We start from the raw sequence: 26972 nt of genomic DNA, 5'->3' as shown, positions 1-26972 counted from the left end.
AGATTTACATCGCAGCCATGCGGCCGCACCCCTCACGCGGCGCGGACCGTATCGAGGAACTTGCCGACCTCGAGCTTGAGGCGATTGGAGTCGCGGGACAGCATCTGTGCCGCGGACAGGACCTGAGACGAAGCCGAACCCGTCTCGGCGGCGCCACGCTGGACGTTGCCGACATTGGATGACACCTGCTGCGTTCCCTTGGCCGCCTGCTGCACGTTGCGCGCGATCTCCTGGGTCGCTGCGCCCTGCTCCTCGACGGCCGCCGCGATAGCCGAGGCGATCTCGGAGAGGTTCGCAATCGAGCCTCCGATGTCCCGGATCGCGCCGACGGATTCCTGGGTGGCCGCTTGCATGTCGGTGATTTGCTGCGAGATCTCGCTGGTGGCCCTGGCGGTCTGCTCGGCGAGCGCTTTCACCTCGGAGGCGACCACCGCAAAGCCCCGGCCGGCCTCACCGGCTCGCGCCGCCTCGATCGTGGCGTTGAGAGCCAGGAGATTGGTCTGGCCAGCGATCTGGTCGATCAGCTCGATGACGTCACCTATCCTGGCGGCCGCTTTCGACAATTCACCGATCCTGTCGTTGGTCCGCCCAGCCTGGCCAAGGGCGTCGTTGGCCATCCGAGCCTGATCCTGCACCCGCCGGCTGATCTCGTTGACCGACGACGAGAGCTGCTCGGTCGCCGAGGCGACCGATTGCACATTGGAGGAAGCCTCGTCCGAGGCGGAGGTGACCACTACGGCCAACTCCATGGCGCGGCCGGCGGTGCTGTTCAAAGTGCCGGCGGAGGCCTCGAGCTCGGTCGAAGCCGAGGAGACCGTATCGACGATCTCGCCGATGGCCGTCTCGAATTGACCGGCAAGCCGGTGCATGTCTGCCTTGCGCTGCGCGGTCGCGATCTGATCCTGCCTGATCTTCGCCTCCGCCTCCATGCGCGCCTTCTCTTCCGCCTTGACCTTGAACAGTTCGACCGCGTGCGCCATGTCCCCGATCTCGTCGTTGCGGCCGAGGCCGGGCAGCACGAGGGCAAAATTGCCGGCGGCAAGTTCGCCCATGGCGCTCGTCAGCGCGGAGAGCGGGCGCGATATCCGTGCGAACGCGACCCAGAAGCTGAGCAGTGAAAGAGCAATGTTCGCAACGAGAATGCCGCCGCTGACTTCCAGGTTGAAGCTGCTGCTTGCGGCAAGTCCCGCAGCCTCCCGGTCAGCGTCCGCGGCAATGGCCTGCCCGAGCTGCAGGATCGCGTTGATGGCGCTGGTCGCGCTCGCCACGTAGTCGTTGCCACTGATCTTGTATTCACCGGCCTTGCCATCCTTGATCACGTCGGCGCGCAGCGAGCCATAGAGGCGGAAGTACTTCTGCTCGACGTCCTTTATCGCTTGAGCGAGATCGGCCGAAATATCGGCGCGCTGGGCAATGGGAGAGATCGTGTTCCAGGCAAGCTCGACATGGCCACGGAATCCGGACATCAAGCCGATGCCGTCGGCGGTGAGTTTTGCGCGGGCGCTGATCAAGCCTCCGAGAAAGGCCCGCTCGCGGCCGGCATTCTCGGCCATTTCCGCGGTGAGATGGCGAAGCCCCACAAACCGCGTCATCGCCGGCGACGGAGCATCGGTCAACGTCTCCAAGGTGAGCCGCAACCGGTGAGCCGCGGTCTCGATGAGGCCGGTCAGGGCCGGAACGAGCGCGCTGACAATGGCAGGATCGCGCCCGGTCCCCGGCTTGGCGAGTTCGGCGTCGACCTTTTGCCGCAGGCTCTCGATGTTCTGAAGCGCGCGTTCGGCCTCGGCGATGCGAGGTTCGGCGATTTGCATGGCGGGCAGGCTGCGCAGGCGCCGTGCAGCATCGCGGAACGACCGGTCGGACTCCGCGCGGATCCGGCCGATATCGGCACGGCGATCCTCAGCGATGGTCTCGGGCGCGTTCAGCGCCGCGTTCGTCATTCCCCTTTCGAGCGCCCATTGCCCGGCGCTTCGCAGCAATTGCTGCGAGATGCCGTTGAGCTCGACGAAGGCGTGCGCCTCCTCTCGGCTATGATAGGCCCGAACGGCCGTGAAAGCGGTGGCGGCCACTCCCATCAGCGCAAGCGCCGAGACAATCAGAGGCAGGATCGTTCCAATTCGCACGCGCACGGCCAGCTTCCCCTCTCCTGAGCGCTGCCGTCGAACAGGCAGCTGGGTGGAAGCAATAACCGGCTCTCACAACACCTAGTTGTCTCACATCAAAGATCGTCGCGGTTTCAACTCCGCGCCTGATTTCATCGGATTGTATGATTATCGAATGGTTGTCGACCGCGCGCCGGTCAAAGCACAACGATGGCGGCGATCGGAGCGATCGCCACCTTGACGTCCGGTCGTGCGCGCCGCTACGCCGCGCGCACGGAGTTCAGGAACTTGCCGACCTCGAGCTTGAGGCGGTTGCTGTCACGCGACAACATCTGCGCCGCTGACAGCACCTGCGACGACGCCGAACCGGTCTCGGAGGCGCCGCGCTGAACATCTCCGACATTCGACGAGACCTGCTGGGTGCCTTGGGCGGCCTGCTGGACGTTGCGGGCGATCTCCTGGGTGGCCGCGCCCTGCTGCTCCACGGCCGCCGCGATCGCCGCGGAGATCTCCGCCAGGCGCGCGATGGTGCCGCTGATTTCGCTGATGGCGCTCACCGACTCCTGCGTCGCGGACTGGATGCCGCCGACCTGCTGGCCGATCTCGCCGGTCGCCTTGGCGGTCTGCTCGGCGAGCGCCTTCACCTCGGAAGCGACGACGGCGAAACCACGACCGGCCTCGCCCGCACGGGCCGCTTCAATCGTGGCGTTGAGAGCGAGGAGATTGGTTTGGCCGGCGATGGCATTGATCAGCTCGACGACATCGCCAATTCGCGCTGCAGCCCGTGACAATTCGCTGACACGGTCGGTGGTGGCGTGGGCCTGGTTGACCGCTTCGTTCGCAATCCGGGATGAGTCCTGGACCTGCCGGCTGATTTCGCGCACCGACGACGACATCTCCTCGGCGGCCGTCGCCACCGAATGAACGTTGGCGGAAGCCTCTTCGGAGCCTGCCGCAACGGCGACCGACAATTCCTGCGCGCGGCCCGCGGTCGAGGACAGGGTCGAAGCGGAAGCCTCAAGCTCGGTTGCGGCTGACGAGACGGTCTCGACGATTTCGCCGATCGCGGCCTCGAAGCCGTTGGCGAGCTTCGTCATCTCGGCTTTGCGCTGGGCATCGGCACGGCGTTGCACCGCCTGCACCTCGTCGCGGCTGAAGCGGATGATGGTCTGCACGGTCTGAAGGTTGCGCAGTGCCTCGCCGATCTCGTCGTCGCGTTTGATCACGATGCGATTGTCGAGCTTGTCCTGGACCAGGTTGACCAAGGTTTCGTTGAGGTGCTGCATCGGTCCCTGGATCGCCCGCATGGTCGCAAGGCCGGCGAAGCCGCCGATGCCCACGCCCGCGACGGCCAGTAGCGACAGGATCAGACTGGTCGAACCCGCGGCGGACAGCACCCCGACGCCACACAGCGCCAGCATGAACAGCGTCTGAAGCGCCAGCATCGTCACGAGGCGCGCCTTCAGCGTCCTGGTGAAGATGGAAAAGCCGTCAAGCCAGGAACGACGGCGGATGATGCCGCCATCGATCCGATAGCCATGCGGCTTCTTCTCGCGGATCGCTGCGTAAACCTCTTCGGCGAGCCTGCGCTGGTCGGCCGGCAGCTTGGTCCGGATCGAGGTGTACCCCTTGACCTGACCGTTCTCGCGCATCGGTGACGCGGTTGCCAGCACCCAGTAGAAGTCGCCGTTCTTGCGGCGGTTCTTCACCGCGCCGAGCCACGGCTTGCCGGCCTTCAGCGTGTCCCAGAGATTGTCGAATGCCTCCGGCGGCATGTCGGGATGACGAACGATGTTATGCGGCTGGCCCATCAGTTCCGCCGACGAGAAGCCGGCAGCCGCGATGAAGTCGTCGTTGAAATAGGTCAGCTTGCCCTTGAGATCGGTGCGGGAGACGATCAGCGTCTCGTCGCTCACCGGATATTCGACGTCGGTGACGGGAAAATTCTTGCGCATTTGGGCCTCCAAACGAACGGACTATGAATTCATTCCAATTCGGACGGCCGCTATTCGAGTCGTCTGACGCGATTCTCGTAAAGCGAATTTAACTAATGATGAAAACCGGACCTACGTAAGTTTACGGAGGGCCTCACGATGCTACCTGCAGCGACATCATGTTACCGGCCACGAATAGAAAAAGAGCGGCACCAGCGGCGCCGCTCTTGCGTGAGATATATCGCCGCTGCCGCTTACGCAGCGCGGACGTTGGTCAGGAATCTTCCGACCTCGGTCTTGAGCCGGTTCGAATCGTTCGAGAGCATCTGGGCCGCCGACAACACCTGCGAGGAAGCCGTGCCGGTCTCGGTCGCGCCGCGCTGCACGTCCGTGATGTTGGAAGAGACCTGCTGTGTGCCGTGGGCCGCCTGCTGCACGTTGCGGGCGATTTCCTGAGTCGCAGCACCCTGCTCCTCCACCGCGGCCGCGATGGCCGAGGAGATTTCCGAAAGCCGCTCGATGGTCGAGGAGATCTCCTTGATCGCGCCGACCGAGTCGTTGGTCGCCGCCTGTATGCTGGAGATCTGCTGGCCGATCTCGCCGGTCGCCTTTGCAGTCTGCTCGGCAAGCGCCTTCACCTCGGAGGCAACAACCGCGAAGCCGCGGCCGGCCTCACCGGCACGGGCCGCCTCGATGGTTGCGTTCAGCGCCAGGAGATTGGTCTGGCCGGCGATGGTGTTGATCAGCTCGACGACGTCCCCGATGCGCGATGCCGCCTTCGACAGCTCGCTGACGCGCTCGGTGGTCGCACGCGCCTGGCCGACGGCGTCGCCGGCCATCCGCGCCGATTCCTGTACTTGGCGGCTGATCTCGCCGACCGAGGAGGCCATCTCTTCGGTCGCCGAAGCCACCGACTGCACGTTGGTCGAAGCTTCCTCCGACGCGCCGGCAACGGTGGTCGCCAGCCGCTGCGAGCGGTCGGCAGTTGACGTCAGCGTCGAGGCGGAGGCCTCGAGCTGCGTGGAGGCCGACGACACGGTCTGGACGATCTCCCCGATCATGGTTTCGAATTCGCGGGTGATGTTGTCGACGCGGCGGCCACGCTCGATCTTGGCTTCAGCGTCCGCGGCCGCGGCTTCGTCGGCAGCCTTCTTGGCGATCAGCGCGTCCTTGAAGATCTGGAGTACGTCGGCCATGGCGCCGATCTCGGTCTTCTCGCCGCGATGCGGGACTTCGGCTGACAGGTCGCCCTTGCCGAGCGCCTGCATCGGCTCGATGATGGAGTTGATCCCGCTCGACACGTCTTGGACGAGGTAGAAGCCGACGCCGATGCCGATGACGACGGCAGCAGCGAGGATGATCGAGACCAGCATGAACGCGAAGGAATAACTGTCGGCTGCAGCCTGCGCAGCTTCGTCACCACCCCTCGTGTTGAGCTCGATATCCTTCGTAAGAACCTCATCCGCCGCGAGGCTGATCTTGTTGACCGTTTTGAAGTTCAGTTCCTGGGCTTCGTGCGGGACCTTGCCGGCCTCCTTGCGCGAGAGCGCCATCACCTCCTCGGTGCCCTTTTTATAGTCGTCCCAGAGCTTTGCCCATTGGCCGTACAGCGCCCGCTCCTCCGGCGAAGTGATCATCGTCTCGTAGCGGCTGCGGATCTTGGCAAGCGCCTCGATCACGGTCGCCGCCGTCTTTTCGACGGTGAGCTTGTCCTCCAGCGTCTCGGACAACATGTGCTGGCGGACCACGTTGCGGTAGGTGATGACGCTCGCCCGGAGTTCGCCCAGCACGCGCACACTCGGCATCCAGTTCGTGGTGATGTCGACGGTGTTTGCATTCATCGACCGCATCTTCGCGACGGCGAGCAGACCCATACCGGTCATGGCGAGCAGCAGGAACGCCACGACGCTGATGATCTTGGCGCGGATGGAAATCGAAGCGAGCATAATACGGTCTCTTTGTGTTGGCGCGATGTGCGTCCGAAAGGTCTTGCGAATCAACCAAAGGGAGCAGCACCGACATCCTGCACCAGAGCACCTGTGAAGATGTTAACTACGACCCCGTACGAGTACGAAGCCTCAAAGAAGTGAACAGGCAGCTAAGAACGCTCTGCGCTTAGCGCATGAGCCCAAGCGCATCGGTGAAAAACTCCACGCCGCCGAAATTGCCTGATTTGAGGGCGAGCAACATGCCGCCTTTCTCAGCGCCAACCGCGCGCAGCACCGGAACCCCCGGGGCGATTTCTACCCCCACGAGAAATCCGGGAATCTTCAACCGGTCGACCACGGCGCCCGAGGTCTCGCCCCCCGCGACGACCAAACGGCGCACGCCGGCGCCCGCCAGGCCTTCGGCGATGTCCGCCATGGCCTGCTCGATCGCATGGCCGGCGGCATCGCGGCCGTGGCGCGCCTGAACGGCGGCGACAGCTTCAGGCGTCGCGCTCGAAGCGATCAGTACCGGACCGTCGGCAAGCCGCGGTCGCGCCCAAGCGAGCGCACGCTCGGTCTCGCTTGTGCCCGCGACAATTTGCTCCGGGTCGAGATGAAGAACCGGCATGGCGCGCTCGGCATTGGCGATCTGCTGAAGCGTCGCCTGCGAGCAGCTTCCGGCAAGGCAGGCCGCAGGTCCGCCAACGACGGCGCCCGCGTCACTGCTCGCCGAAGCCGGTTTGACCTTGCCCGTCGAGACCAGCGCCCGCGCCAGGCCGAGGCCGATGCCGGAGGCGCCGACCGACAGCCGATGCTCTGCGGCGACGAGGCTGATGGTCTCGAGATCGCGGTCGAACACGGCATCGATGACGGCCGCACCGATGCCCTTGCCCGCGAGTTCGGCGAGCCGTGCGCGCACGGCGTCCGCGCCGCGCGTGACGGTGGCGAGGTCGACGAGGCCCACTTGCGTCCGGCTCTGGCGCGTCAGCACGCGCACCAGGTTGGAATCGTGCATGGGATTGAGCGGATGGTCCTTCAGCGGGCTCTCGTTCAGCGGCACGGCGCCGACGAAGAGATTGCCCTGATAGACGGTGCGGCCGGTCTCGGGAAAGGCCGGCGTGACCAGCACGACGGCCTCGCCGCAATCCGCGCGCAGCGCGTCCATGACAGGGCCGATGTTACCGGCATCCGTGGAATCGAAGGTCGAGCAAATCTTGAACAGCACGTGACTCGCGCTGCGGCCGCGCAACCATTTTTCCGCTGCCCGCGAGCGCGACACCGCAAGGCCGGGCTCGATCGACCGGCTCTTCAGCGACACCACGACGGCATCAACTTCAGGCAGCGCAAGATCGTCGGCCGGCACGCCGATAGTCTGGACGGTACGCAGGCCCGCGCGGGTCAGCGTGTTGGCGAGATCGGAGGCGCCGGTGTAATCGTCGGCGATGCAGCCCAGGGCAAGAGTCACGGTTTCACTCCCGCATAGGGCTTGAACCAGGCAAGACCATCATTGGTCTTGCCGCGCGGATTGTATTCGCAGCCGACGAAGCCGGCATAGCCGAGCCGGTCGAGTTCGTCGAACAGGAACGGATAGTTCAGCTCCTCGCCATCGGGCTCGTTGCGCGAAGGAATGCTGGCGATCTGGACATGGCCGATGATCGGCATCATCTCGCGCAGTCGCATGGTGACGTCGCCGTGGATGATCTGGCAATGATAGATGTCGAACTGGAGCTTCAGGTTCGGAAGCCGCAACTCCTGGATCAGGTCGCGGGCGAAGCCGAAATCGTTGAGGAAGTAGCCGGGCACGTTGCGCGCGTTGATCGGCTCAATCACCACGTCGATCCCGTGCGGCGCGAAGAATTCCGCGGTCCAGGCCACCGACTTGTAGAACGCCTCGATCGCGAGGCGCTCACCGCGATTGGCGATTCCGGCCATCAAATGCAGGCGCTTGACGCCGGTCACCTTGGCATAGGGCAGCGCCGTATCCAGGCTCGCCTTGAGATCGGAGAAGCGCGAAGGCAGCGCAGCAAAACCCTTCTCCCCGGCATTCCAGTCGCCCGGCGGCAAATTGAACAGGGCCTGGGTGAGGCCATTGCGCTGGAGCCGCTCGCCGACGGCTTCCACCGGATGCTCGTAGGGGAAGAGAAATTCGACCGCGGTGAATCCGGCTTGGGCAGCGGCATCGAAGCGATCGAGGAACGGCACCTCGGTGAACATCATCGAGAGGTTGGCGGCGAAACGGGGCATTGCGGATCCTCTCCTACTTGTCGCCGGGAAGCTTGACGCCGGTGACCTGCGCATACATCCGCGCCACCGACGCATCGTCGTCGCGGCCCATGCCGGCGGCTGACGTCATCAGGAACATCTGGAGCGCTGCCGCAGAGACCGGCACCGGGAATCGAGCGCTGCGCGCCATGTCCTGGATGATGCCGAGGTCCTTGACGAAGATCTCCACTGCGCTGCGGGGCGTGTAGTCGCCGTCGAGCACGTGCGGCATGCGGTTCTCGAACATCCAGGAATTGCCGGCGGACGCCGTGATCACCTCATAGACCTTGCGGATGTCGAGGCCCTGCTTGGCCGCGAACGCCATCGCCTCGCTGGCGGCGGCGATGTGCACGCCGGCCAGCAATTGGTTGATCATCTTGAAGGCGGCGCCCTGCCCGGCCGCATCGCCGAGCTCGTAGAGCTTCGCCGCCATGGCATCGAGCGCGGGCCGCGCCTTTGCAAAAGCAGCCGGGCTGCCGGACGCGAGGATCGTCAGCTCGCCTTGGGCCGCCCGCTGCGCCCCGCCGGAGATCGGCGCATCGAGGTAATGCCTGCCGGTCGTTTCCAACTGTTTCGCCAGGCGCCGGGCCACGTCGGGATCCATGGTGGCGGATGAGATGAAGACACCGTCCTTCGGAAAGGTCTCCGCGACACCGTCTTTCCCGAACAGGATCGCTTCGGTCTGGGCGGCATTGACGACGACGCTGACGACGATGTCGGCATCCTTTGAGGCTTCGGCCGGCGTCTTCGCGCCGGCGCCGCCTTCCTTCACGAAACGCGCCACAGCGTCCGCCGAAACGTCACAGCCGGTGACGGAATGGCCGGCGCGCTTCAGCGATGTCGCCATGCCATATCCCATCGAGCCAAGCCCGATGACGGCGATGCGCTGGTTTTGTGAGGTGGAGGCGGACATGCAACTAACCCTTGCGAACGTTTCCTGGACGGCCGGCCTTTGCGGCGGCTCGCGATCTCGAATAACACGGCTTGGCCGCGCTGCCAAAGCGTGAGACAAGCGGACATGACGGCCATGAAAACTGAAACGAGCAACGAGACAAGGCTGCGCGAGGATATCTGCCGGTTCGGACGGTCCCTGTTCGAGCGCGGGCTGACGCCGGGCTCCTCCGGCAATATCAGCGTCAGGCTGGATGGCGGTGGCTGGCTGGTGACGCCGACCAACGCCTCGCTCGGTTTCCTCGATCCCGCAAAATTATCGCGGCTGGACGAACAGGGCCGGCTGATGTCGGGCGATGCGCCGACCAAGGAAGTTCCGCTGCATACCGCACTCTACGATACGCGCGAAAGTGCGAGGGCGATCGTGCATCTCCATTCGACGCATTCGGTCGCGCTTTCGATGCTGCCCGAGATCGACCCGCGCGCGGCGCTGCCGCCGATGACGGCCTATTACCTGATGAAGTGCGGCGCGACTGCACTCGTGCCCTATTACCACCCTGGCGACCCCGCGGTTGTGGACGCGATCAAGGGATTGGCAGGGAGATATTCATCCGTGCTGCTCGCCAATCACGGCCCTGTCGTCACCGGCGACACGCTGGAAGCGGCGGTGTTCGCGACGGAAGAGCTGGAGGAGACGGCGAAGCTGTATCTGCTGCTGCGCGGGATGAACCCGCGCTATCTTTCGCCGGAGCAGGTGAAGGATCTGGTGAAGGTGTTCGGGCTGACGCTGCCGGAGCATGGGCATCGGCATTGAGCCGCAAACTCCGTCGTCATCCTGAGGTGCGAGGCATGGGACGCGACGCGTCCCATGGGGAGCCTCGAAGGATGGGCTACAGGCGGCTTGCGGCTCATCCTTCGAGGCGCGCAAGAGCGCGCACCTCAGGATGACGGCAGCGCTCGCGGAGACAGCTGTAGCGGCTACAGCCCCAGATACGCCTTCCTTACATCTGGATTGCCCTTGATCTCCGCGGCCGGGCCCTGCATCAGCACGCGGCCGGTTTGCAGGATGTAGGCGCGATCGGCGATCTCGAGGCACTCGGCCATGCGCTGCTCGACGATCAGCACGGTCATGCCGGAGTCGCGGATCAGCTTCACCGCCTGGAAGATCTCGTCGACGAGCTTGGGCATGATGCCCTGCGAGGGCTCGTCGAGCATCAGGAGCCGCGGGCGCGTCATCAGCGCGCGGCCGATCGCGAGCATCTGCTGCTCGCCGCCGGAGAGCGTCTCGGCGCGCTGATCGAGCCGCTCGGACAGACGCGGGAACAGCTTGAAGACGAGCTCCAGCGGTCCCTCGCGATCGGCCTCGCCGCGATAGAGATAGCTGCCGAGGCGCAGATTGTCGCGCACCGACAGGCGCGGAAACAGGCGGCGGTTCTCCGGCACATAGGCGATGCCCGCCGCCGTGATGTGGTGCTGCGCCATGCCGTTGAGCCGCTTGCCATCGAAGGTCACGGTACCCGAGCGCGGACGCTCGGCGCCGGCGATCGACTTCAGCAGCGTCGACTTGCCGGCACCGTTGGCACCGGCGACACAGACGATCTCGCCCTTGGTGACTTCGATGCTGACCGCGGAGATCGCGACCAGGCCCTGATAGGCGGTCGTGATTTCATGCACTGACAGCATGACGATCTCCCAGATATGCCTTGATCACCTTGGGATCGCGGACGACCTCCGTGGGCTTGCCCTCGACGAGCACCTTGCCGAGGTCGAGCACGATGGCGCGATCGACCAGCGGCATCACGATCTCCATGACGTGTTCGACCATCAGCACGGTGATGCCGGCATCGCGCACCTTGCGCACCAGCGCCACGCCGGTCTGCGCCTCGGTCGGCGTCAGGCCGGTGAGGACTTCGTCGAGCAGCAGCAATTTCGGTTCGGTCGCGAGCGCTCGGGCGACCTCGAGGCGGCGCTTCTCGGCCGGGACGAGATCGCTTGCAAGCACGTCGGCGCGCGCGGCGAGGCCAGTAAACTCGAGCACCTCGTACGCCTTGCGGCGCGCCTCGCGCATCACGGTGTTGCGCACGAGTGCGCCGACGATGACGTTGTCGATGACGGTCATGGTCTCGAAGCTCTTGACCACCTGGAAGGTGCGCCCCACCCCGCGCTGGCAACGCTCGGCCGCCGGCATGTGGGTGACATCCTCGCCGTCGAACCAGATCGAGCCTTGCGTCGGCGGCAGGACGCCGGCGATCAGATTGAACAGCGTCGATTTGCCGGCGCCGTTCGGGCCGATCAGCCCGACGATCTCGCCGCGACCGACCGAGATCGAGACATCGCTATTGGCGATAAGGCCGCCGAAGCGCTGCCAGACGCCGCGGGTTTCAAGGAGCGCGGTCATCGTGTGGCTCCCTTGGCTTTAGAGCGGGAGAACAAGCTGACCAACCCTTGCGGCAAGGCCAGCGCGATCAAGACGATCAGCGTGCCGTAGACGATCAGATCGACGCCGCGCCCGGAACCGCCGATGAAGGAGCGCGTCAGCTCGGTCATCGGGATCAGGATGGCTGCCCCTAGCACCGGCCCCCAGAGGGTGCCGATGCCGCCGAGCACGGCCGGCAGCGCCATCAGAAGCGAGAACTGGAAGCCCATCACGCTCTCGGGATCGATATAGGCGAGGAACTGCGCATAGAAGGCGCCGCCGATGGCGACGAGAAAGGCTGAGACCGCGGCCGCGCCCATCTTGGAATTGAACACGACGACGCCGAGGCTCTCGGCCGCCTCCGGATTGTCCTTCACCGCGCGCCACCAGAAACCCCATTTGGAGTCTTCCAGCCACCAGGTGACGAACCAGGCGAGGCAGCACAGCGCCAGCGCGAAATAGAAGTACGGCAACTTGCTGCGCAGGAACTGGAATTTCAACCAGCTATCGCCGCGCACGGGAATGGTGATGCCCATCGCTGCCCCCGCCCACTCCCAGTTCTGGAACAGCAGCAAGCCGATCTCCGCAATGACGATGGTCGCAATGACGAAGTAATGGCCGCGCAGGCGGAAGAAGGGGTAGCCGAGCCCCATCGCGATGACGGCCGCGATCATGCCGCCGGCGAGCATGCCGAACCAGGGCAACACGCCGAACTTGGTGAACAGGAGCTCGGTGGTGTAGGCGCCGATGCCGAAATAGAGCGCATGTCCGAGCGAGATCTGCCCGCAATAGCCGGAGAGGATGTTCCAGCTCTGCGACAGCGCCGCATACATCAGGGTCAGGATCAGGATGTTCTGGACGTAGACATCCTTGACGAACAGCGGCGCGAGGGCGGCCAGCGCAGCCAGCACCGCGGCGATGACGAGATCGCGGCGACGCCGCGCGGCAAAATTGTTGTCCATCACATCGACCCGAACAGGCCACGCGGCCGGATGAAGACGACGAGCAGGTAAACAGCATAGATGCCGACCGACTTCAGCGAAGGTGGCAGCATCAAAGCGGTCATCGCCTCGACCAGGCCGACGATGATGCCGCCTGCGAAGGCCCCGAACACGCTACCGAAGCCGCCGAGCGCTACCGTGACATAGGCGATCAGCGCAAAGGACGCACCGACATCCGGATAAATGTAGAAGAACACCGCCATGATCGCGCCGGCGAGACCGACCAGCCCGGCGCCAAGGCCCCAGCCGAATGCGAATACGCGGTTCTTGTCGATGCCGACCAGCGCGACCGCGCCGGGATCCTCGCGGGTGGCCTCCAGCGCACGGCCGAAGTCAGTGCGGTGGATGAAGAAATAGAGCCCGGCGAAGGCTGCGATGGAGACCAGCGCACCGACCAGCTGCGGCTCCGGCAGGAAGATTCCGGCGAACGAGATGGTTTTGCCACCGAGCCAGGACTGCGGGATGCTGCGATAATCCGGCGTGAAGAAGAACTGCGCCAGGCCGCGCAAGACGATGGCGAGGCCGAACGTGGTGAAGATCTGCACCATGCCGGCATTGGTCTTGGCCCGCATGGCAAAGCGTACGATCAGGAGATAGATCACCGCTCCGAATACGAACATCGCCGCAGCGACCAGCGGCGCAGAGAGCAAGGGGTCGATGGCGAAGAACGTGAACAGGAAGAACGACACGTACATCGCGATCATCAGGAACTCGCCATGGGCGAAGTTCGTGACGTCCATCAGGCCGAAGATCAGCGCAAGGCCGACCGCGATCAACCCGTAGAGCAGGCCCATGAGGAGGCCGCTCGCAAGACTTTGGATAATGGCTTGGGCTGTCAATTCTGGTCCCCCGTTCGAAACGCCACGACAGGTTTCGTCATTGCGAGCGCAGCGAAGCAATCCAGAAATGTTTCCAGGGAAGCAGTCTGGATTGCTTCGTCGCCAGCGCAAAATTGCTGCGCAATTTTGTCGCGGGCTCCTCGCAATGACGATGTGGGAGCAGCTTGCTTCCCACAGCGCCAACCCTTACTTCATCGGCCAGATCGCTTCCGCGATTGCCGCCTGCGGCGGGAAGATGGTGACGAACTTGCCGCCGACATATTGCAGCAGCACCGGGTCGGCGTCGTTGTTCTGGCCCATCTCGTCGAACTTGACGCGCTTCCAGGGCATGATGGTCTGCTCGCCCGGGATGTCGGTGGCGGCAAGGGCGTCGCGGATCTTCTCGCCGTCGGTCGACTTGGCACGGTTGATGGCGTCGGCGAGGATGATCAGGCCCATGAACTGGCGCGAGGTGAGGTCGTTGAAATCCTTGCCCGAGCGCGCCTTGAACATGTCGTTGATCTTGCCGACCATCGGGCGCTTCTGAGCAAGGTCGAGCGAGAAGGTGCCACGCGAGATCACGCCTTCGAGCTTGTCGCCGACGGCGTCATAGAGCGCCTTCTCGGAGAAGCCGGCATCCTGTGCCACGATCGCATTCGGCTTGTAGCCGAGCTCGGCCATGGTCTTGACCAGCAAAATGCCGTCGGTGGTGTAGCTCGAGGGCATCAGCACGTCCGCGTTGGCCGTCTTGAGCTGCTGCACCTCGGCCGAGAGCGACGGCGAATTGGCGCGATACTTGATGTCGCTGACGATCTTGTAGCCGCGTTCGCTGGCGATCTTGGTCTGGGCATTGGCGGAATCGGTGCCGAAGATCGTATCCTCGTGGAACAGCGACAGCGTCTCGATCTTGGTACCCTTCTTCTTCATCGCATCGAAGAAGTCGAACATCGCCGCCGAGTACATCTCGTCATGCGGGGCGGCACGGAAGTAATATTTCAGGCCGCGGCGATGCAGGCTGGGCGAGGAATTGTCGGCGGATACGAACGGGACCTGGTAGCGCTCGCAGATCTGGCTGACGGTGACGGCGACCGCGCTCTGATAAGTGCCGATGATGGCGCAGACCTTCTCCTGCGTGATCAGGCGCTCGGCTTCGGCGCGGCCCTTCTGCGGATCGGCCTGGTGGTCGGCGAAGACAAGACGGATCTTCGCGCCGCCGAGCCCGGGCAGGCCCTCGCCCTTCGCTAGCGGCAGGTCGAAATCGGTGCTCTTGTTGATGACCTCGAGCGCGGTCTCGTAGGCCTTCTGCGCGTCGACGCCCTGCTGGGCGCTGCCGCCGGAGAACGGATAGATTACGCCGATCACGACTTCGGACGTCTGGGCCCGCGCCGCGAGCGGCACCAGCGCGGCAGTGGCGGTAGCTCCCAACAGCACGTCGCGGCGAGTGATTGTCATGGCAAAGTCCCCCTGTTCCTGAATTTCGACTGATCGAATGAAGCGATTGACGGATGCGGTAAAGCCCGAAGAAGCAGCAGACGCTGCCCACTAAATCACGGCCATGGCCCTGTTCTTAAGATCCGTCACCAGCATCAGGCCGGGCGAATGCGTGATCGCGAACGGAAGCTTTGCGGCATTGATCACCGATTGCGGCGTCACGCCGCAGGCCCAGAACACCGGGATCTCGTCATCGCCGACAGGCACGGGATCACCATAGTCGGGCTTGGCGATGTCCTTGATGCCGATCAGATGCGGATGACCGAGATGCACGGGAGCGCCGTGCACGGCCGGATAGCGCGAGGTGATCTGCACCGCGCGGATCGCATCGGCAGGCTTGAACGGGCGCATCGAAACCACCATCGGTCCCGCGAACGGACCTGACACGCCGCAGGCGATGTTGGTGCGGTACATCGGCACGCGCACGTTCTGCTCGATGTGGCGGATCGGCATGCCCTCGTCGAGCAGCGCTTCTTCAAACGAGAACGAGCAGCCGAGCACGAAGGTCACGAGATCGTCGCGCCAGTGACTGGTGATGTCGGTCGGCTCGTCGACGACTTCGCCATCGCGCCAGACCCGGTAGCGCGGCACATCGGTGCGAATGTCGAGATCGGCGCCGAGCGCGGGAATGTGCGGGCTGCCGACATCGGACATGCCGATGATCGGGCACGGTTTCGGATTGAGCTGGCAGAAGCGGTGAAAGGCGCTGGCATATTCCGCCGGCAGGATCGCCAGATTGCCCTGGACGAAGCCGGGGGCGACACCGGCGGTCGAGCCGACCTGGCCGCCGCGATAGGCGAGCCGCGCCTTTCGGCTGGGGAGCGTGTCGGGCGTTTCAGTTTGCTGCGCTGCCACCAAAACAGTCATGCGATCGACCTGCCTATAAACTCGACAAAGACAGCCAACACCAAGCGTGCTATAAAGTCTAATCTTCCTTTCTAATCGATATCGATAAATCCATTTTATCGGTCGGGAAAATCCTTCCAATGCTGGACTTCAGATCGATCGAAACCTTCCTCTGGGTCGTGAAGCTCGGCAGCTTCCGCGGCGCCGCGTCACGGCTCAATACGACCCAGCCGGCGATCTCCCAGCGCATCGCCCAGCTCGAACGCGAGATGGGCGTGAAGCTGCTGAACCGCGATCATCGCGTGGCTTCGCCCACCCCGAGCGGACGTCAGATGATGGTCTATGCGGAAAAACTGATCGGCCTTCGCGCTGCGATGATGGCGGAGATCGGCGACCGTTCGGCGATGCGCGGTGTGATGCGGCTCGGCGTTGCCGAAACCATCGTGCACACCTGGCTGCCGCGGCTGGTGAAGAGTGTGAACGAGGTCTACCCGAACCTGTCGCTGGAGATCGAGGTCGACATCACGCCGAACCTCACCGCGCGGCTGCTTGCGCAGGAGATCGAGCTGGCCTTCGTGGTCGGGCCGCTATCGGCCTCCGGCGTGCATAACCGCGTGCTCGCCGATTATCCGATCGGCTTTCTCGCGAGCCCGTCACTCGGACTCGGCGACGGTCCGGTAACACCGTCCGATCTCGCGCGGTTTCCGATCATCACCTTTCCGCGCAAGACCAAGCCTTACGAGGTCGTGCGCGAGGTGTTCGACCGGCCGGAGCTGCCGCCGATCCGCCTGCATGCGTCCGCTTCGCTGGCCACCGTCATCCACATGGCGGTCGAGGGGCTCGGCATTGCCGTGATACCCGATGCCATCGTCGAGAACGAGCTCGCCGACGGGCGGCTGCAGCTGCTCGACACCGATCTTGCCATCGCGCCGCTGACCTTCACCGCGAGCTGGCTCGCCTCGCCTGACGTCGTCGCGGTGGAGCGCGTCGCCGAGCTTGCACGGCAGATTGCGCAGAGCAGCCTCGCGGTTGACGCGGCCGCAGCGGCGCGTCATTGAGAAAGGCGCCGGACAAAAGAGAGAACGACCGCATGAGCCGAGCCGCCACCAACCTGCAAATCGATTCCGCCCGCCTCTGGGGATCCATCCACGAGACCGCGCAGTTCGGGGGGACGGCCAAGGGTGGCGTCAGGCGGCTGACGCTCAGCAGCGAAGACAAGCAGGTTCGTGACTGGTTCCGAAAAGCCTGTGAGGACGCGGGGCTTGAAGTGCATGTCGATGCGCTCGGCTCGCAGTTCGGATTGCGCAAGGGCCGCGACATGTCGAAGCTGCCAGTCGGCATCGGTTCGCACCTCGATACCCAGCCGACCGGCGGCAAGTACGACGGCATTCTGGGAACGCTTGGCGCGCTGGAAGTGATCCGCACGCTCAATGACGCCGGCATCGAGACCGAGGCGCCGATCTGCGTCGTCAACTGGACCAACGAGGAAGGCTCGCGCTTCGCACCCGCGATGATGGCCTCCGCCGCTTACGTCGGCGACTTCACCACCAACGACATCCTGTCGCGCAAGGACATCGAGGGCACGACCGTCGGCCAGGCGCTCGATGCCATCGGCTATCGCGGCGACAAGCCGGTCGGCTTCCAGAAGCTCGGCTGCTTCGTCGAGCTGCACATCGAGCAAGGCCCGATCCTGGAGGCCGAGGGCAAGACCATCGGCGTGGTCGATTCCGGCCAAGGCGTGCTCTGGTACGACGGCAAGATTTCCGGCTTCGAAAGCCATGCGGGCTCGACACCAATGCCGCTGCGGCGCGATGCGCTGGCGACGCTCTCCGAGATCGTGCTGGCGATGGAGGCGATCGCGAGGAAGCACGGGCCGAACGCGGTCGGCACCATCGGCGAGGCCGTGATCGCGAATCCCTCCCGCAACGTCATTCCCGGCGAGATCGCCTTCACCATGGATTGCCGCAGCGCGGATGGCGCCATCATGGATGCGCTCGACCGCGACCTGCGCGCCGCGATTGCCGAGATCGCCGCGCGCCGCAAGGTCGATGTCAAGATTGATCTCGTCTGGCGCAAGCCGCCGACGCATTTCGATCCGAAGCTGATTGCAGCGGTCGAGAACGCGGCCAAGACGCTTGGCTATTCCTCCCGCCGCATCACCTCCGGCGCCGGCCACGACGCCTGCAATCTCAATACCGTCATGCCGGCTGCGATGGTGTTCGTGCCGTGCAAGGACGGCATCAGCCACAACGAGCTGGAAGATGCCACGCAGGGCGACTGCGCCGCGGGCACCAACGTGCTGATGCACACCGTGCTGGCAATCGCCGGCGTCGCGTCCTGATCGGAGACAGACATGCGCGGAGTTTTCGTCGACGCCAACGAAGCCTTGGCCGTGATCATGGAGCGGCTGCAGAAGCCTGACGATCCCAAAGTTCGGATCCACCGGAATCCCGATATCAAGCCCGAGCAATATCCTGAAATCCTCGACGGCGCCGAGATCGCGATCGTCGATCACACGGCGCTTCCGACCGACATCGCCAGGAAGTGCACAGGCCTGAAGCACGTCGTGTTCCTCGGCACCGGCGCGCGCAGCTACATGAACCCGGAGGAGCTCGCGGAACTCGGCATCTCCGTGCATCTGATCAAGGGTTACGGCGACACCGCGGTGGCGGAAGCAGCGATTGCGCTGATGTGGGCCTCGGCGCGCGTCATCGCGATGATGGACCGCGAGATGCGCGCCGGAAACTGGCTGCGCGAGGATGGCATGCAGCTCACCGGCAAGACGCTCGGCTTGATCGGTTTCGGCGGTATCGCTGCCGAGGTCGCGCGCATTGCCTCCGGCAGCGGCATGAAGGTGATCGCCTGGAACCGCTCGCCGAAGAGCCATCCTGGCGTCGAATTCACCGACCTCGACACGTTGCTGGCACGGAGCGACGTGGTGTCGCTGCATCTTCTGCTCAACGACGAGACCCGCGGCATGATCACGCGCGAGACGATCGCCAAGATGAAGCCGGGCGTCGTCCTCATCAACACCGCGCGCGGCGCGATCGTCGATGAACAGGCAATGATCGATGCGCTGAAGTCGGGTCATATCCGCCACGCCGGCCTCGATGTATTCAACATCGAGCCGTTGCCAGCTGACCATCCGCTGACGAAGATCCCGAACGTGACGCTGTCGGCTCATTCGGCATTCCGCACGCCGGAGGCGAGCGAAAATCTGATTGAAGCAGCATGGGTCCATTGCCGCCGGATCGTGCAAGGATAAGAGCAACAACAATGGCCGACTATCGCACCATCAAGGCAGAACCGCTCACCAATGCCATCCGCGCCATCGTCAAGGCTGGCGGCTCCTCGGACCGCGAAGCCGAGCTGGTGTCCACCAATCTCGTCGAGGCCAATCTCAAGGGACATGACTCCCACGGCGTCGGCATGATCCCGCGTTATGTGCAGAGCGTCGTCAACGGCGGCCTTGCGGTGAACCAGCACGTCAAGATCGTGCTCGATACCGGTCCGCTCCTCACTCTGGACGGCCTCACCGGCTACGGCCAGGTGATCGGCCATGAAGCGATGGAGCTGGCGGCTGACCGCGCCAAGCGCAACGGCGTGTGCCTCGTCGGCCTCTCCAACGCGCACCATATCGGCCGCATCGGGCATTGGGCCGAGCAGTGCATCGACCACGGGCTGGTCTCGATCCACTTCGTCAACGTGATCTCGCGCCCGATCGTGGCGCCCTGGGGCGGCAGCGATGCGCGCCACGGCACCAACCCGTTCTGCGTCGGGATCCCGCGCGCGGGCAAGGAGCCGATCGTGCTCGACTTCGCAACCAGCAGGATCGCGCAAGGCAAGACGCGCGTTGCTCACAACAAGGGCGTTGAGCTCGAGCCCGGGACCATCATCGACAACGAGGGCAAGCCCACCACCAATCCGCGCTACACCGTGATCCCGCCGCATGGCGCCATCCTGCCGTTCGGCGAGCACAAGGGCTCGGGGCTCGCGCTGGTATGCGAAATCCTCGGCGGCGCGCTCTCCGGCGGGCAGGTGGTCAAGGGTCCGTCCGACGGCAAGTACAACGTCCTCAACGGCATGCTCTCGATCGTCATCGATCCGACCAAGCTCGGTACCGCTGAAAACCTCGCACGCGAAGTCGAGAGCTTCGTCGCTTGGCACACCGGCTCGCCACCCGCCCCGGGGGTCGACAAGGTGAAGATCGCGGGCGAACCCGAGCGCGAAACCAAGAAGAAGCGTCTTGCCGAAGGCATTCCGGTCGATCCCACCACGTGGCAGGAGATCCTCGAGGCCGGCAAGAAGTTCGGGCTGGATCAGGCGGCGATCGAGAAGATCGCTGGCTGAACAATAGCGCGGCAGATAACACGGCACCGTCCCGTAAACGGGACGGTGCCGTGTCTATTGGGTTGCGTTAGTCGACCATGTCCGCCACCGCCTTGCCGCACGCCGTGGTGTCGGCGTTGCCGCCGAGATCCTTGGTGCGCAGCGTGCGCTCGGCCAGCGTGCGTTCGATCGCCTCGACGATTGATTTGCCGGCGACCTTCTCCCCGAGATGCTCGAGCATCATCGCGCCCGACCAGATCGCACCGATCGGGTTGGCGATGCCCTGCCCCGCGATGTCAGGCGCCGAGCCGTGCACCGGCTCGAACACCGAGGGGAAATCGCCCTCGGGATTGATGTTGCCCGACGGCGCGATGCCGATCGTGCCCGTGCAGGCGGGTCCGAGGTCGGAGAGGATATCACCGAACAGGTTGGAGCCGACCACGACGTCGAACCAGTCCGGATGCAGGACGAAATTCGCGGTCAGGATGTCGATGTGGTACTTGTCCCACTTCACGCCGGGAAACTTCTTGGCCATCGCCTCCACGCGCTCGTCCCAATAGGGCATGGTGATGGAGATGCCGTTCGACTTGGTCGCCGAGGTCAGATGCTTCTTCGGCCGCGACTGCGCGAGCTCGAAGGCGAACTTCAGGATGCGGTCGACGCCGATGCGGGTCATCACCGTCTGCTGCGTCACGAACTCGCGGTCGGTGTCGGGGAACATGCGGCCACCGACGGAGGAATATTCACCTTCGGTGTTCTCGCGCACCACCCAGAAGTCGATATCGCCGGGCTTGCGGTTCGCCAATGGCGACGGCACACCGGGCATCAAGCGCACGGGACGGAGGTTCACATACTGGTCGAACTCGCGGCGGAACTTGATCAGCGAGCCCCACAGCGAGACGTGATCCGGAATCTTTGCCGGCCAGCCGACCGCGCCGAAATAGATCGCGTCGTGCTTGCCGATCTTCTCTTTCCAGTCGTCCGGCATCATCTGGCCGTGCTTCTCGTAATAGTCCCACGACGAGAAGTCGAAATGATCGAAATGCAGGGACACGCCGTGCTTCTTGGCGGCTGCCTCCAGAACGCGCAGGCCTTCGGGCATCACTTCCTTGCCGATGCCGTCGCCGGGAATGACTGCGATCCGGTATTGTTTCTTACTCATTAGGAGCGTCCCTGGTTGATCCGGCAGCTGCCGCGTTTGACCGCACTGCAATGGACCAAAGTCAGCGGCAGCGCAACGCTGCACTGCAATGTTGACCATGGCGCAGCCGAGCGCCTACTGATTTCATCCTGTTCCTCTCCTGCGAGTACCTCACATGGATCTGCATCTGCGTGGCAAGCGCGTCCTGATCACGGGCGCATCCAAGGGCATTGGGGCAGCCGCTGCCGAGGCCTTTGCCGAGGAAGGCGCAAACCTCCTGCTCGCCGCGCGCCGTGGCGATCAGCTCAAGGCCCTGGCCGACCGCCTTCGTTCGGCGCACCAGATCGACGCTGCGACGAGCATCGTGGATCTGCGCAGGACCGAGGACGTCGCGCGGCTCGCCAAGGAAGCCTCCGACATCGACGTGCTCGTCAACAATGCCGGCGACATTCCCGGCGGCTCCATCGACAAGATCGACGAAGCCACCTGGCGACACGCGTGGGACTTGAAAGTGTTCGGCTACATCAACCTCACGCGGCATATCTATGCGCAGATGAAGGCCAGGGGCGGCGGCGTCATCGTCAACGACATCGGTGCCGCCGGCGAAAAATTCGACGCCAACTACATCTGCGGCAGCGCCGGCAATGCCGCGCTGATGGCCTTCACACGCGCGCTCGGGGGCAAAAGCCTCGCAGACAACATCCGCGTGGTCGGCATCAATCCGGGCCCCGTCGGCACGGACCGTCACGTCACCCTGCTGAAGACGCGGGCCAAGCACCAGTTCGGCGACGAGAGCCGGTACAAGGAATTCCAGAAAGGCCTGCCGCTCGGCCGCCCCGCGCATGCGCGCGAGATCGGCGACCTCATGGCCTTCCTGGCTTCGGACCGTGCCGGCTACACGTCCGGCGTGATCTACACGTTGGACGGCGGCATCAGCGCCGGCTGGGGTTAGTTTCTTTCGTCATTGCGAAGCAAGAGTGAGCTAGGAGTCAAATACTTGTCTCAAGACCTGATCCGCGAAACCGCCTGCGCCGTCGTCGACATCTTGCGCTCCGGCGACGTTTCCCCACTCGAATTGCTGGATGTGGTGGAGAAGCGCGTCAAGGAGGTCGACGGCAAGGTCAACGCGCTGCCGACGCTGTGCTTCGACCGGGCCCGGGCCAACGCGACAGCCCTGATGCGGAAACCGGCCGGCGCGCGCGGCCTGCTCGCCGGCCTGCCGCTGCCGATCAAGGATCTGACCGACGTCGCGGGCGTGCTGAACACGCAAGGTTCGCCGATCTTCAAGGACAACATCCCGGCGACATCCGATCTCATGGTCGAGAACCTCGAGGCCAACGGCGCGGTGGTCTATGCCAAATCCAACACGCCCGAGTTCGGCGCCGGCGCAAACACCTTCAACGAAGTGTTCGGCGCGACGCTCAACCCCTGGGATACGACCAAGTCTGCGGCCGGCTCCTCCGGCGGTGCCGCGGTGGCGCTCGCCACCGGCATGGCCTGGCTCGCGCAGGGCTCGGACATGGGTGGCTCCTTGCGCAGCCCCGCGGCCTTCTGCGGCATCGTCGGCATGCGGCCGAGCATCGGCCGCGTCGCACATACCCCCAAATCCGCCATCGACCGCAATCTCGGCGTCGCCGGACCGATGGCCCGCAATGTCGAGGACCTCGCGCTGCTGCTGGACGCCATGAGCGGCGACTATGCAGACGATCCGCTGTCGCTGCCGGCGCCTGCCACCTCCTTCCTGTCGGCGGCGCAGTCCGGCAAGAAGCCGAAGCGCATCGCCTATTCGCCCGATCTCGGCATCACGCCTGTCGATCCCGAGGTGAAGGCGATCACGCGCAAGGCCGCCGAACGTTTCGCGGAGGCCGGAGTGATCGTCGAGGAGGCCCATCCGGACTGGCGCGAGGCGCATGAATGCTTCCATGTGCTGCGCGCCTTCGATTTCGCGATCACCAAGGCCAATCTGCTGCGCACCAAGCGCGATTTGCTCAAGCCCGAAGTGATCTGGAACATCGAGGAAGGCCTCAAGCTCACCGTCGAGCAGCTCGCGCGCGCCGAGGCCCAGCGCGTCGGCATGACCGCGCGCGCGATCGAGTTCTTCAAGACCTACGATCTGCTGCTGACGCCGACGACGATCGTGCCGCCCTTCCCGATCGAGCAGCGCTATGTCGCCGAATGCGCCGGCAAGCGGTTCGACAATTACATCGAATGGCTCGGCATCGTCTACGCCATCACGCTCGCCTGCTGCCCGTCGCTGTCGCTGCCCTGCGGTTTCACGGCTTCGGGCCTGCCGGTCGGCGTGCAGGTGGTCGGCGCCCCGCGCGCGGATGCGCAGGTGATCGCGGGCGCCAAAGTGCTGGAGGACATTCTGGGCCTGCGCGGTCAGACGCCGATCGATCCGCGCGTGAAGTAGTCGCCCTCCTGCCCCGGATGCAGCGCAGCGCGGCTTCGCGGTGTGCTGCAGGGGCCCGTCTCCCCCGAGGCCTCCCGTGCAGCTCTGGGTCCCTGCTCTGCGGCGCAGCGCTTGCGCGCCGCACCTTGTCCGGGACACGAGACCTCACCTCCTGCTCGTCGCCTCCAGACTGCGGCTATAGCGCGACATCGCAAAGCAAAAGGCGAAATAGATCGCAGCGACGAAGATGTAGACCTCGACCGAGAACTGCTGCCAGGCCGGATCGATGATCGCGGTCTTCGCCGTCGTCAGCAGGTCGAAGATGCCGATGATCAGTACCAGGCTGGTGTCCTTGAAGAAGGCGATGAAGGTATTGACCAGCGGCGGAATGACGTGGCGGATCGCCTGCGGCAGTACCACCAGCCGGTGCTTGCGCCAGTAGGACAGTCCGAGCGCGTCGGCGGCCTCATATTGCCCGCGTGGCACGGCCTGAAGGCCGCCGCGGATGACTTCCGCCAGATAAGCGCCCGCGAACAGGATGATCGCGATCTGCGCACGCAGCAGCTTGTCGATGTTGAATCCGGCCGGCATGAACAGCGGAAACATCACGCTCGCCATGAACAGGAGGCTCACGAGCGGCACGCCGCGGATCAGTTCGACATAAAGCACCGAGAGCGAACGGATCGCCGGCAGCTTGGAGCGCCGGCCGAGCGCGACCAGAATGCCCAGCGGAAAACCGAACGCCAAACCGAACGTCGCCAGGATCAGCGTCACCGGCAATCCACCCCATCGGTCCTGCGAGACGAAGGAGAGCCCGAACACGCCGCCCCACATCAGCACGCTGATCAGCGCGAGCGCGCCGATCCAGATGAAGCCGAGCTCGCGCCGCCAGAGCGCGCGCCGCGTGGAAAGATAGAACAGCGCGATGAACAGCACGACCGACAACGCCGGCCGCCACTGCTCGTCAAAGGGATATGTGCCGAACAATATGAAACGGTATTTTTCCGGAATGATCGCCCAGCAGGCGCCGAGGCCCCGTACCGCCTTGCAGGCTGCCGAATCATTCGCCGGCGTGAGCCACACCGCGTTGGCGATGCCCCATTGCGCGAAGCCGATCACCCCTTTTGCCAGCACCGCCAGCAAAACAAGGGTGAGGATGCCGTTGGGAATCGACGAGAACAGATTGGCGCGCAACCAGCGCAGCACCGGATTGCCGATTTGCGGACGGCGAGCCGCACGCGGTACGTCCGGCATGTCGGTGATAACAGTCATGCTCAACGCTCCGCCAGCGCGATGCGCGCGTTGTACCAGTTCATGAAGAAGCTGATCCCAAGGCTGATGGTGAGAAAGACGGCCATGATCAGCGAGATCGCCTCGATCGCCTGCCCGGTCTGGTTCAGTGTCGTGTTGGCGATCGAGACCACGTCCTGGTAGCCGATCGCGACCGCGAGCGAGGAGTTCTTGGTCAAATTGAGATACTGGCTCGTCATGGGCGGCACGATCACGCGCAGTGCCTGCGGCAGGATGATCTGTCGCAGCATGAAGCTGCGGCGCAGCCCGAGCGCGCTGGCGGCATCCCATTGCCCGCGCGGCACCGACTGGATGCCGCTGCGCACGATCTCGGCGATGAAGGCGGAGGTGTAGGTGACGAGCGCGATCAGCAGCGCGAAATATTCCGGCGCGAGGGTCAGCCCCCCGACGAAGTTGAAGCCGCGCAACTCAGGCCATTCGATCTTCCAGGGCACACCGAACAGCAGCGACACCGCCGCCGGCAGCACGACGATGAGGCCGAGCGCAAAGGGCCAGGCTGGCCGCGGCTTGCCGTCGCGCATCTGCTGGGCGACCAGCCATCGCCTGATGACAAAGAATGCAGCGCAGCCCAGCACGGCCGTGCCGAGCACCCGGAGTTGCGACGAGCCAACCGGGATCGCCGGCAGGATCAGGCCGCGATTGGAGAGGAACACGCCCTCGACCGGCCGCCACGCCGCGCGCGCGGCCGGCAGCGCCTGCATCAGCACGTACCAGAACAGCAATTGAAGCAGCAGCGGGATGTCGCGCAGGACTTCGACATAGACCGCGGCCAGCCGCGACAGCAGCCAGTTCGCCGACAATCGCGAAATCCCGATCAGCGTCCCCAGAATGGTCGCAAGCACGATGCCGATCACCGCGACCCGCAGCGTATTGGCGACGCCGACGACAAACGCCCAGAGATAAGTGTCTCTCGGATTATACGTCAGCAGGCTGTCGGCGATCGGCATTCCGGCCTCTCGGCCGAGAAAGGCAAAGCCCGTGGTGATGCGACGGGCCGAGAGGTTGGTGACGGTGTTGGACCAGAGGAAGAGGACGACGGCAACCGCGATGCCGACCACCAGGACCTGCCAGAACAGGCCCTTCAATTCGTTGGGGCCGAGCGCGCCGAAAAAGCTGCGGCGCGGCGGCCTGCGAACATCCGAGGTCACAGCACAAAAATCCTTCCCGAGAACAACGATTTCCGGCGGCGCGCATCAAGTGTTGCATCAAATCCGAAGCCATGCAACAAATGTTTCATGGCTGTGTCGGCGAAATCCTCTCCCTTAAGCGAACTCCGCATCGCGCTGCCCTCGCTTCCCCTGCGGTTGCAGGAGGTCGGACGTTTCGTCGCCGCCAACGATTACGACGCCACCACCCGCTCGATGCGCGATCTCGCCGCGGAAGCCGGCGCCGATCCCGCCGCCTTCACCCGCCTTGCAAAGGCGATCGGCTATTCCGGCTGGGACGAGTTGCGTGCCGCGCTGACCGAGGCCCGGCGACCGTCGCAGGCCTCGCCCTTCTCGGCGCGCGCGAAAGGTCGCCGCCACGGCCCGAACGCGGACGTCACCCTCATCACCGACAAGCTCGAGGCCGAGGCCGCCGGCTTGCCGCGCATCTCGGCTCACGCCATCGCGGACGCAGCCCGCGGCCTCCACGACGCACGACGGATCTGGATCGCCGGCTATCGCAGCTGTCGCAGCGTCGCGGAATTGCTCAACTACGAGCTCCGGCTGTTCCGCCCCGAACAGGTGCAGATCGTCGGCGCCTCCGGCCCCGACGATCTCGATCTCGGCGCATTCCGCCCCGGCGAGGCCGTGATCGTCATCGGCTTCATGCCCTATACAAATGCCAGCGTCCGCGTCGCACAGGCCGCCTATCACGCCGGCGCGACGCTGATCGCGATCGCGGATAGCGTCACCGCGCCGATGGCCGAAGGCGCCGATCATGTGTTGCTGTTCGAGGCGGCCTCCTCGCCGGGCTTCTTCCCGAGCCTCACCGGCGCGCTCGCGATCGCGCAATCGCTGGCCGCGGTGACGTTCTCGCTCGGCGGCGCCGCTGCCAGGAAGCGCCTTCAGGACACTGAAGCCCGGCTCGCCGCGGCTTCCACCTACGTCTCAGAAAGAGATTGACC

General features: G+C 64.5%; 23 protein-coding genes. 8 read left to right on the top strand and 15 right to left on the bottom strand.

What is annotated here, in order from left to right:
- Positions 1-32: 32 nt before the first annotated feature.
- The 6 genes from IF809_RS01725 to ltnD form a co-directional block, all read right to left on the bottom strand.
- Positions 33-2129, bottom strand: coding sequence for a methyl-accepting chemotaxis protein (locus tag IF809_RS01725; protein ID WP_462836665.1), 2097 nt, complete (start codon positions 2127-2129; stop codon positions 33-35).
- A 233-nt stretch (positions 2130-2362) separates the two neighbouring features.
- Positions 2363-4057 carry a methyl-accepting chemotaxis protein gene (locus IF809_RS01720; protein ID WP_462836664.1) on the bottom strand — a complete coding sequence of 565 codons (1695 nt, stop codon included), beginning with the start codon at positions 4055-4057 and terminating at the stop codon, positions 2363-2365.
- A gap of 233 nt (positions 4058-4290) precedes the next feature.
- Positions 4291-5982 (bottom strand): methyl-accepting chemotaxis protein, encoded by a 1692-nt coding sequence (locus IF809_RS01715; RefSeq protein ID WP_462836663.1) that lies wholly within the window; start codon positions 5980-5982, stop codon positions 4291-4293.
- Positions 5983-6151: 169 nt separating this feature from the next.
- Positions 6152-7429 (bottom strand): 3-oxo-tetronate kinase, encoded by a 1278-nt coding sequence (gene otnK, locus IF809_RS01710; RefSeq protein WP_462836662.1) that lies wholly within the window; start codon positions 7427-7429, stop codon positions 6152-6154.
- Positions 7426-8208: a 2-oxo-tetronate isomerase gene (gene otnI, locus IF809_RS01705; protein WP_128967445.1), complete on the bottom strand. Its 783-nt coding sequence runs from the start codon at positions 8206-8208 to the stop codon at positions 7426-7428. The genes otnK and otnI overlap by 4 nt, the downstream gene beginning before the upstream one ends.
- Before the next feature lie 13 nt (positions 8209-8221).
- On the bottom strand, positions 8222-9139 hold the full coding sequence (ltnD, locus tag IF809_RS01700; protein ID WP_128967446.1) for an L-threonate dehydrogenase: 918 nt from the start codon (positions 9137-9139) through the stop codon (positions 8222-8224).
- 105 nt (positions 9140-9244) lie between these two features.
- Here ltnD and otnC point away from each other — a divergent pair, with 105 nt between their 5' ends.
- A complete protein-coding gene (otnC, locus tag IF809_RS01695) occupies positions 9245-9931 on the top strand; it encodes a 3-oxo-tetronate 4-phosphate decarboxylase (RefSeq protein WP_462836661.1) in 687 nt (228 codons plus the stop codon).
- A 164-nt stretch (positions 9932-10095) separates the two neighbouring features.
- Here the strand turns inward: otnC and IF809_RS01690 are convergent, their stop codons facing one another.
- From IF809_RS01690 to IF809_RS01665, 6 genes are all read right to left on the bottom strand, one after another.
- Positions 10096-10800, bottom strand: a complete 705-nt coding sequence (locus IF809_RS01690) for an ABC transporter ATP-binding protein (RefSeq protein WP_128967448.1) — start codon at positions 10798-10800, stop codon at positions 10096-10098.
- Positions 10784-11515 carry an ABC transporter ATP-binding protein gene (locus IF809_RS01685; protein ID WP_128967449.1) on the bottom strand — a complete coding sequence of 244 codons (732 nt, stop codon included), beginning with the start codon at positions 11513-11515 and terminating at the stop codon, positions 10784-10786. Before IF809_RS01685 ends, IF809_RS01690 begins: the two co-directional genes overlap by 17 nt.
- A complete protein-coding gene (locus IF809_RS01680; protein ID WP_453979787.1) occupies positions 11512-12495 on the bottom strand; it encodes a branched-chain amino acid ABC transporter permease in 984 nt (327 codons plus the stop codon). The genes IF809_RS01685 and IF809_RS01680 overlap by 4 nt, the downstream gene beginning before the upstream one ends.
- A complete protein-coding gene (locus IF809_RS01675) occupies positions 12495-13373 on the bottom strand; it encodes a branched-chain amino acid ABC transporter permease (protein WP_092296099.1) in 879 nt (292 codons plus the stop codon). Before IF809_RS01675 ends, IF809_RS01680 begins: the two co-directional genes overlap by 1 nt.
- 186 nt (positions 13374-13559) lie before the next feature.
- Positions 13560-14804, bottom strand: a complete 1245-nt coding sequence (locus IF809_RS01670; RefSeq protein WP_453979788.1) for an ABC transporter substrate-binding protein — start codon at positions 14802-14804, stop codon at positions 13560-13562.
- A 90-nt stretch (positions 14805-14894) separates the two neighbouring features.
- Positions 14895-15710, bottom strand: a complete 816-nt coding sequence (locus IF809_RS01665) for a putative hydro-lyase (RefSeq protein WP_128967452.1) — start codon at positions 15708-15710, stop codon at positions 14895-14897.
- A 119-nt stretch (positions 15711-15829) separates the two neighbouring features.
- Between IF809_RS01665 and IF809_RS01660 the strand changes: the two genes are divergently transcribed.
- Genes IF809_RS01660 through IF809_RS01645 form a run of 4 tightly spaced genes read left to right on the top strand, consistent with a single transcriptional unit; the run spans position 15830 to position 20039 of the window.
- Complete coding sequence (locus tag IF809_RS01660) at positions 15830-16747, top strand: LysR family transcriptional regulator (protein WP_462836660.1); 918 nt, start codon at positions 15830-15832, stop codon at positions 16745-16747.
- Between the two features lie 32 nt (positions 16748-16779).
- Positions 16780-18030, top strand: a complete 1251-nt coding sequence (locus tag IF809_RS01655; RefSeq protein ID WP_128967454.1) for a Zn-dependent hydrolase — start codon at positions 16780-16782, stop codon at positions 18028-18030.
- A gap of 12 nt (positions 18031-18042) precedes the next feature.
- Positions 18043-18954 carry an NAD(P)-dependent oxidoreductase gene (locus IF809_RS01650; RefSeq protein ID WP_128967455.1) on the top strand — a complete coding sequence of 304 codons (912 nt, stop codon included), beginning with the start codon at positions 18043-18045 and terminating at the stop codon, positions 18952-18954.
- An 11-nt stretch (positions 18955-18965) separates the two neighbouring features.
- The gene (locus IF809_RS01645) at positions 18966-20039 is read left to right on the top strand and encodes a malate/lactate/ureidoglycolate dehydrogenase (RefSeq protein ID WP_128967456.1); all 1074 of its coding nucleotides are present in this window, start codon (positions 18966-18968) and stop codon (positions 20037-20039) included.
- Between the two features lie 67 nt (positions 20040-20106).
- Here IF809_RS01645 and IF809_RS01640 read toward each other — a convergent pair whose 3' ends face one another.
- Entirely contained in the window at positions 20107-21180 is a 1074-nt protein-coding gene (locus IF809_RS01640; RefSeq protein ID WP_128967457.1) for a tartrate dehydrogenase, read from the bottom strand.
- Between the two features lie 154 nt (positions 21181-21334).
- On the opposite strand from IF809_RS01640, the gene IF809_RS01635 reads away from it, so the two are divergent.
- Positions 21335-22111, top strand: a complete 777-nt coding sequence (locus tag IF809_RS01635; protein ID WP_462836659.1) for an SDR family oxidoreductase — start codon at positions 21335-21337, stop codon at positions 22109-22111.
- 45 nt (positions 22112-22156) lie between these two features.
- A complete protein-coding gene (locus tag IF809_RS01630; RefSeq protein WP_462836658.1) occupies positions 22157-23572 on the top strand; it encodes an amidase in 1416 nt (471 codons plus the stop codon).
- A 144-nt stretch (positions 23573-23716) separates the two neighbouring features.
- Here IF809_RS01630 and IF809_RS01625 read toward each other — a convergent pair whose 3' ends face one another.
- Positions 23717-24823 (bottom strand): amino acid ABC transporter permease, encoded by a 1107-nt coding sequence (locus IF809_RS01625; RefSeq protein WP_462836657.1) that lies wholly within the window; start codon positions 24821-24823, stop codon positions 23717-23719.
- Between the two features lie 2 nt (positions 24824-24825).
- On the bottom strand, positions 24826-26010 hold the full coding sequence (locus IF809_RS01620; protein ID WP_462836656.1) for an amino acid ABC transporter permease: 1185 nt from the start codon (positions 26008-26010) through the stop codon (positions 24826-24828).
- 87 nt (positions 26011-26097) lie between these two features.
- On the opposite strand from IF809_RS01620, the gene IF809_RS01615 reads away from it, so the two are divergent.
- Positions 26098-26970 carry a MurR/RpiR family transcriptional regulator gene (locus IF809_RS01615; RefSeq protein WP_128967462.1) on the top strand — a complete coding sequence of 291 codons (873 nt, stop codon included), beginning with the start codon at positions 26098-26100 and terminating at the stop codon, positions 26968-26970.
- Positions 26971-26972: the final 2 nt, after the last annotated feature.

The sequence above is a fragment of the Bradyrhizobium sp. UFLA06-24 genome (assembly GCF_054967145.1).
The sequence above is the reverse complement of the archived record's forward strand: the minus strand, read 5'-3'. Positions and strand labels throughout refer to the sequence as shown.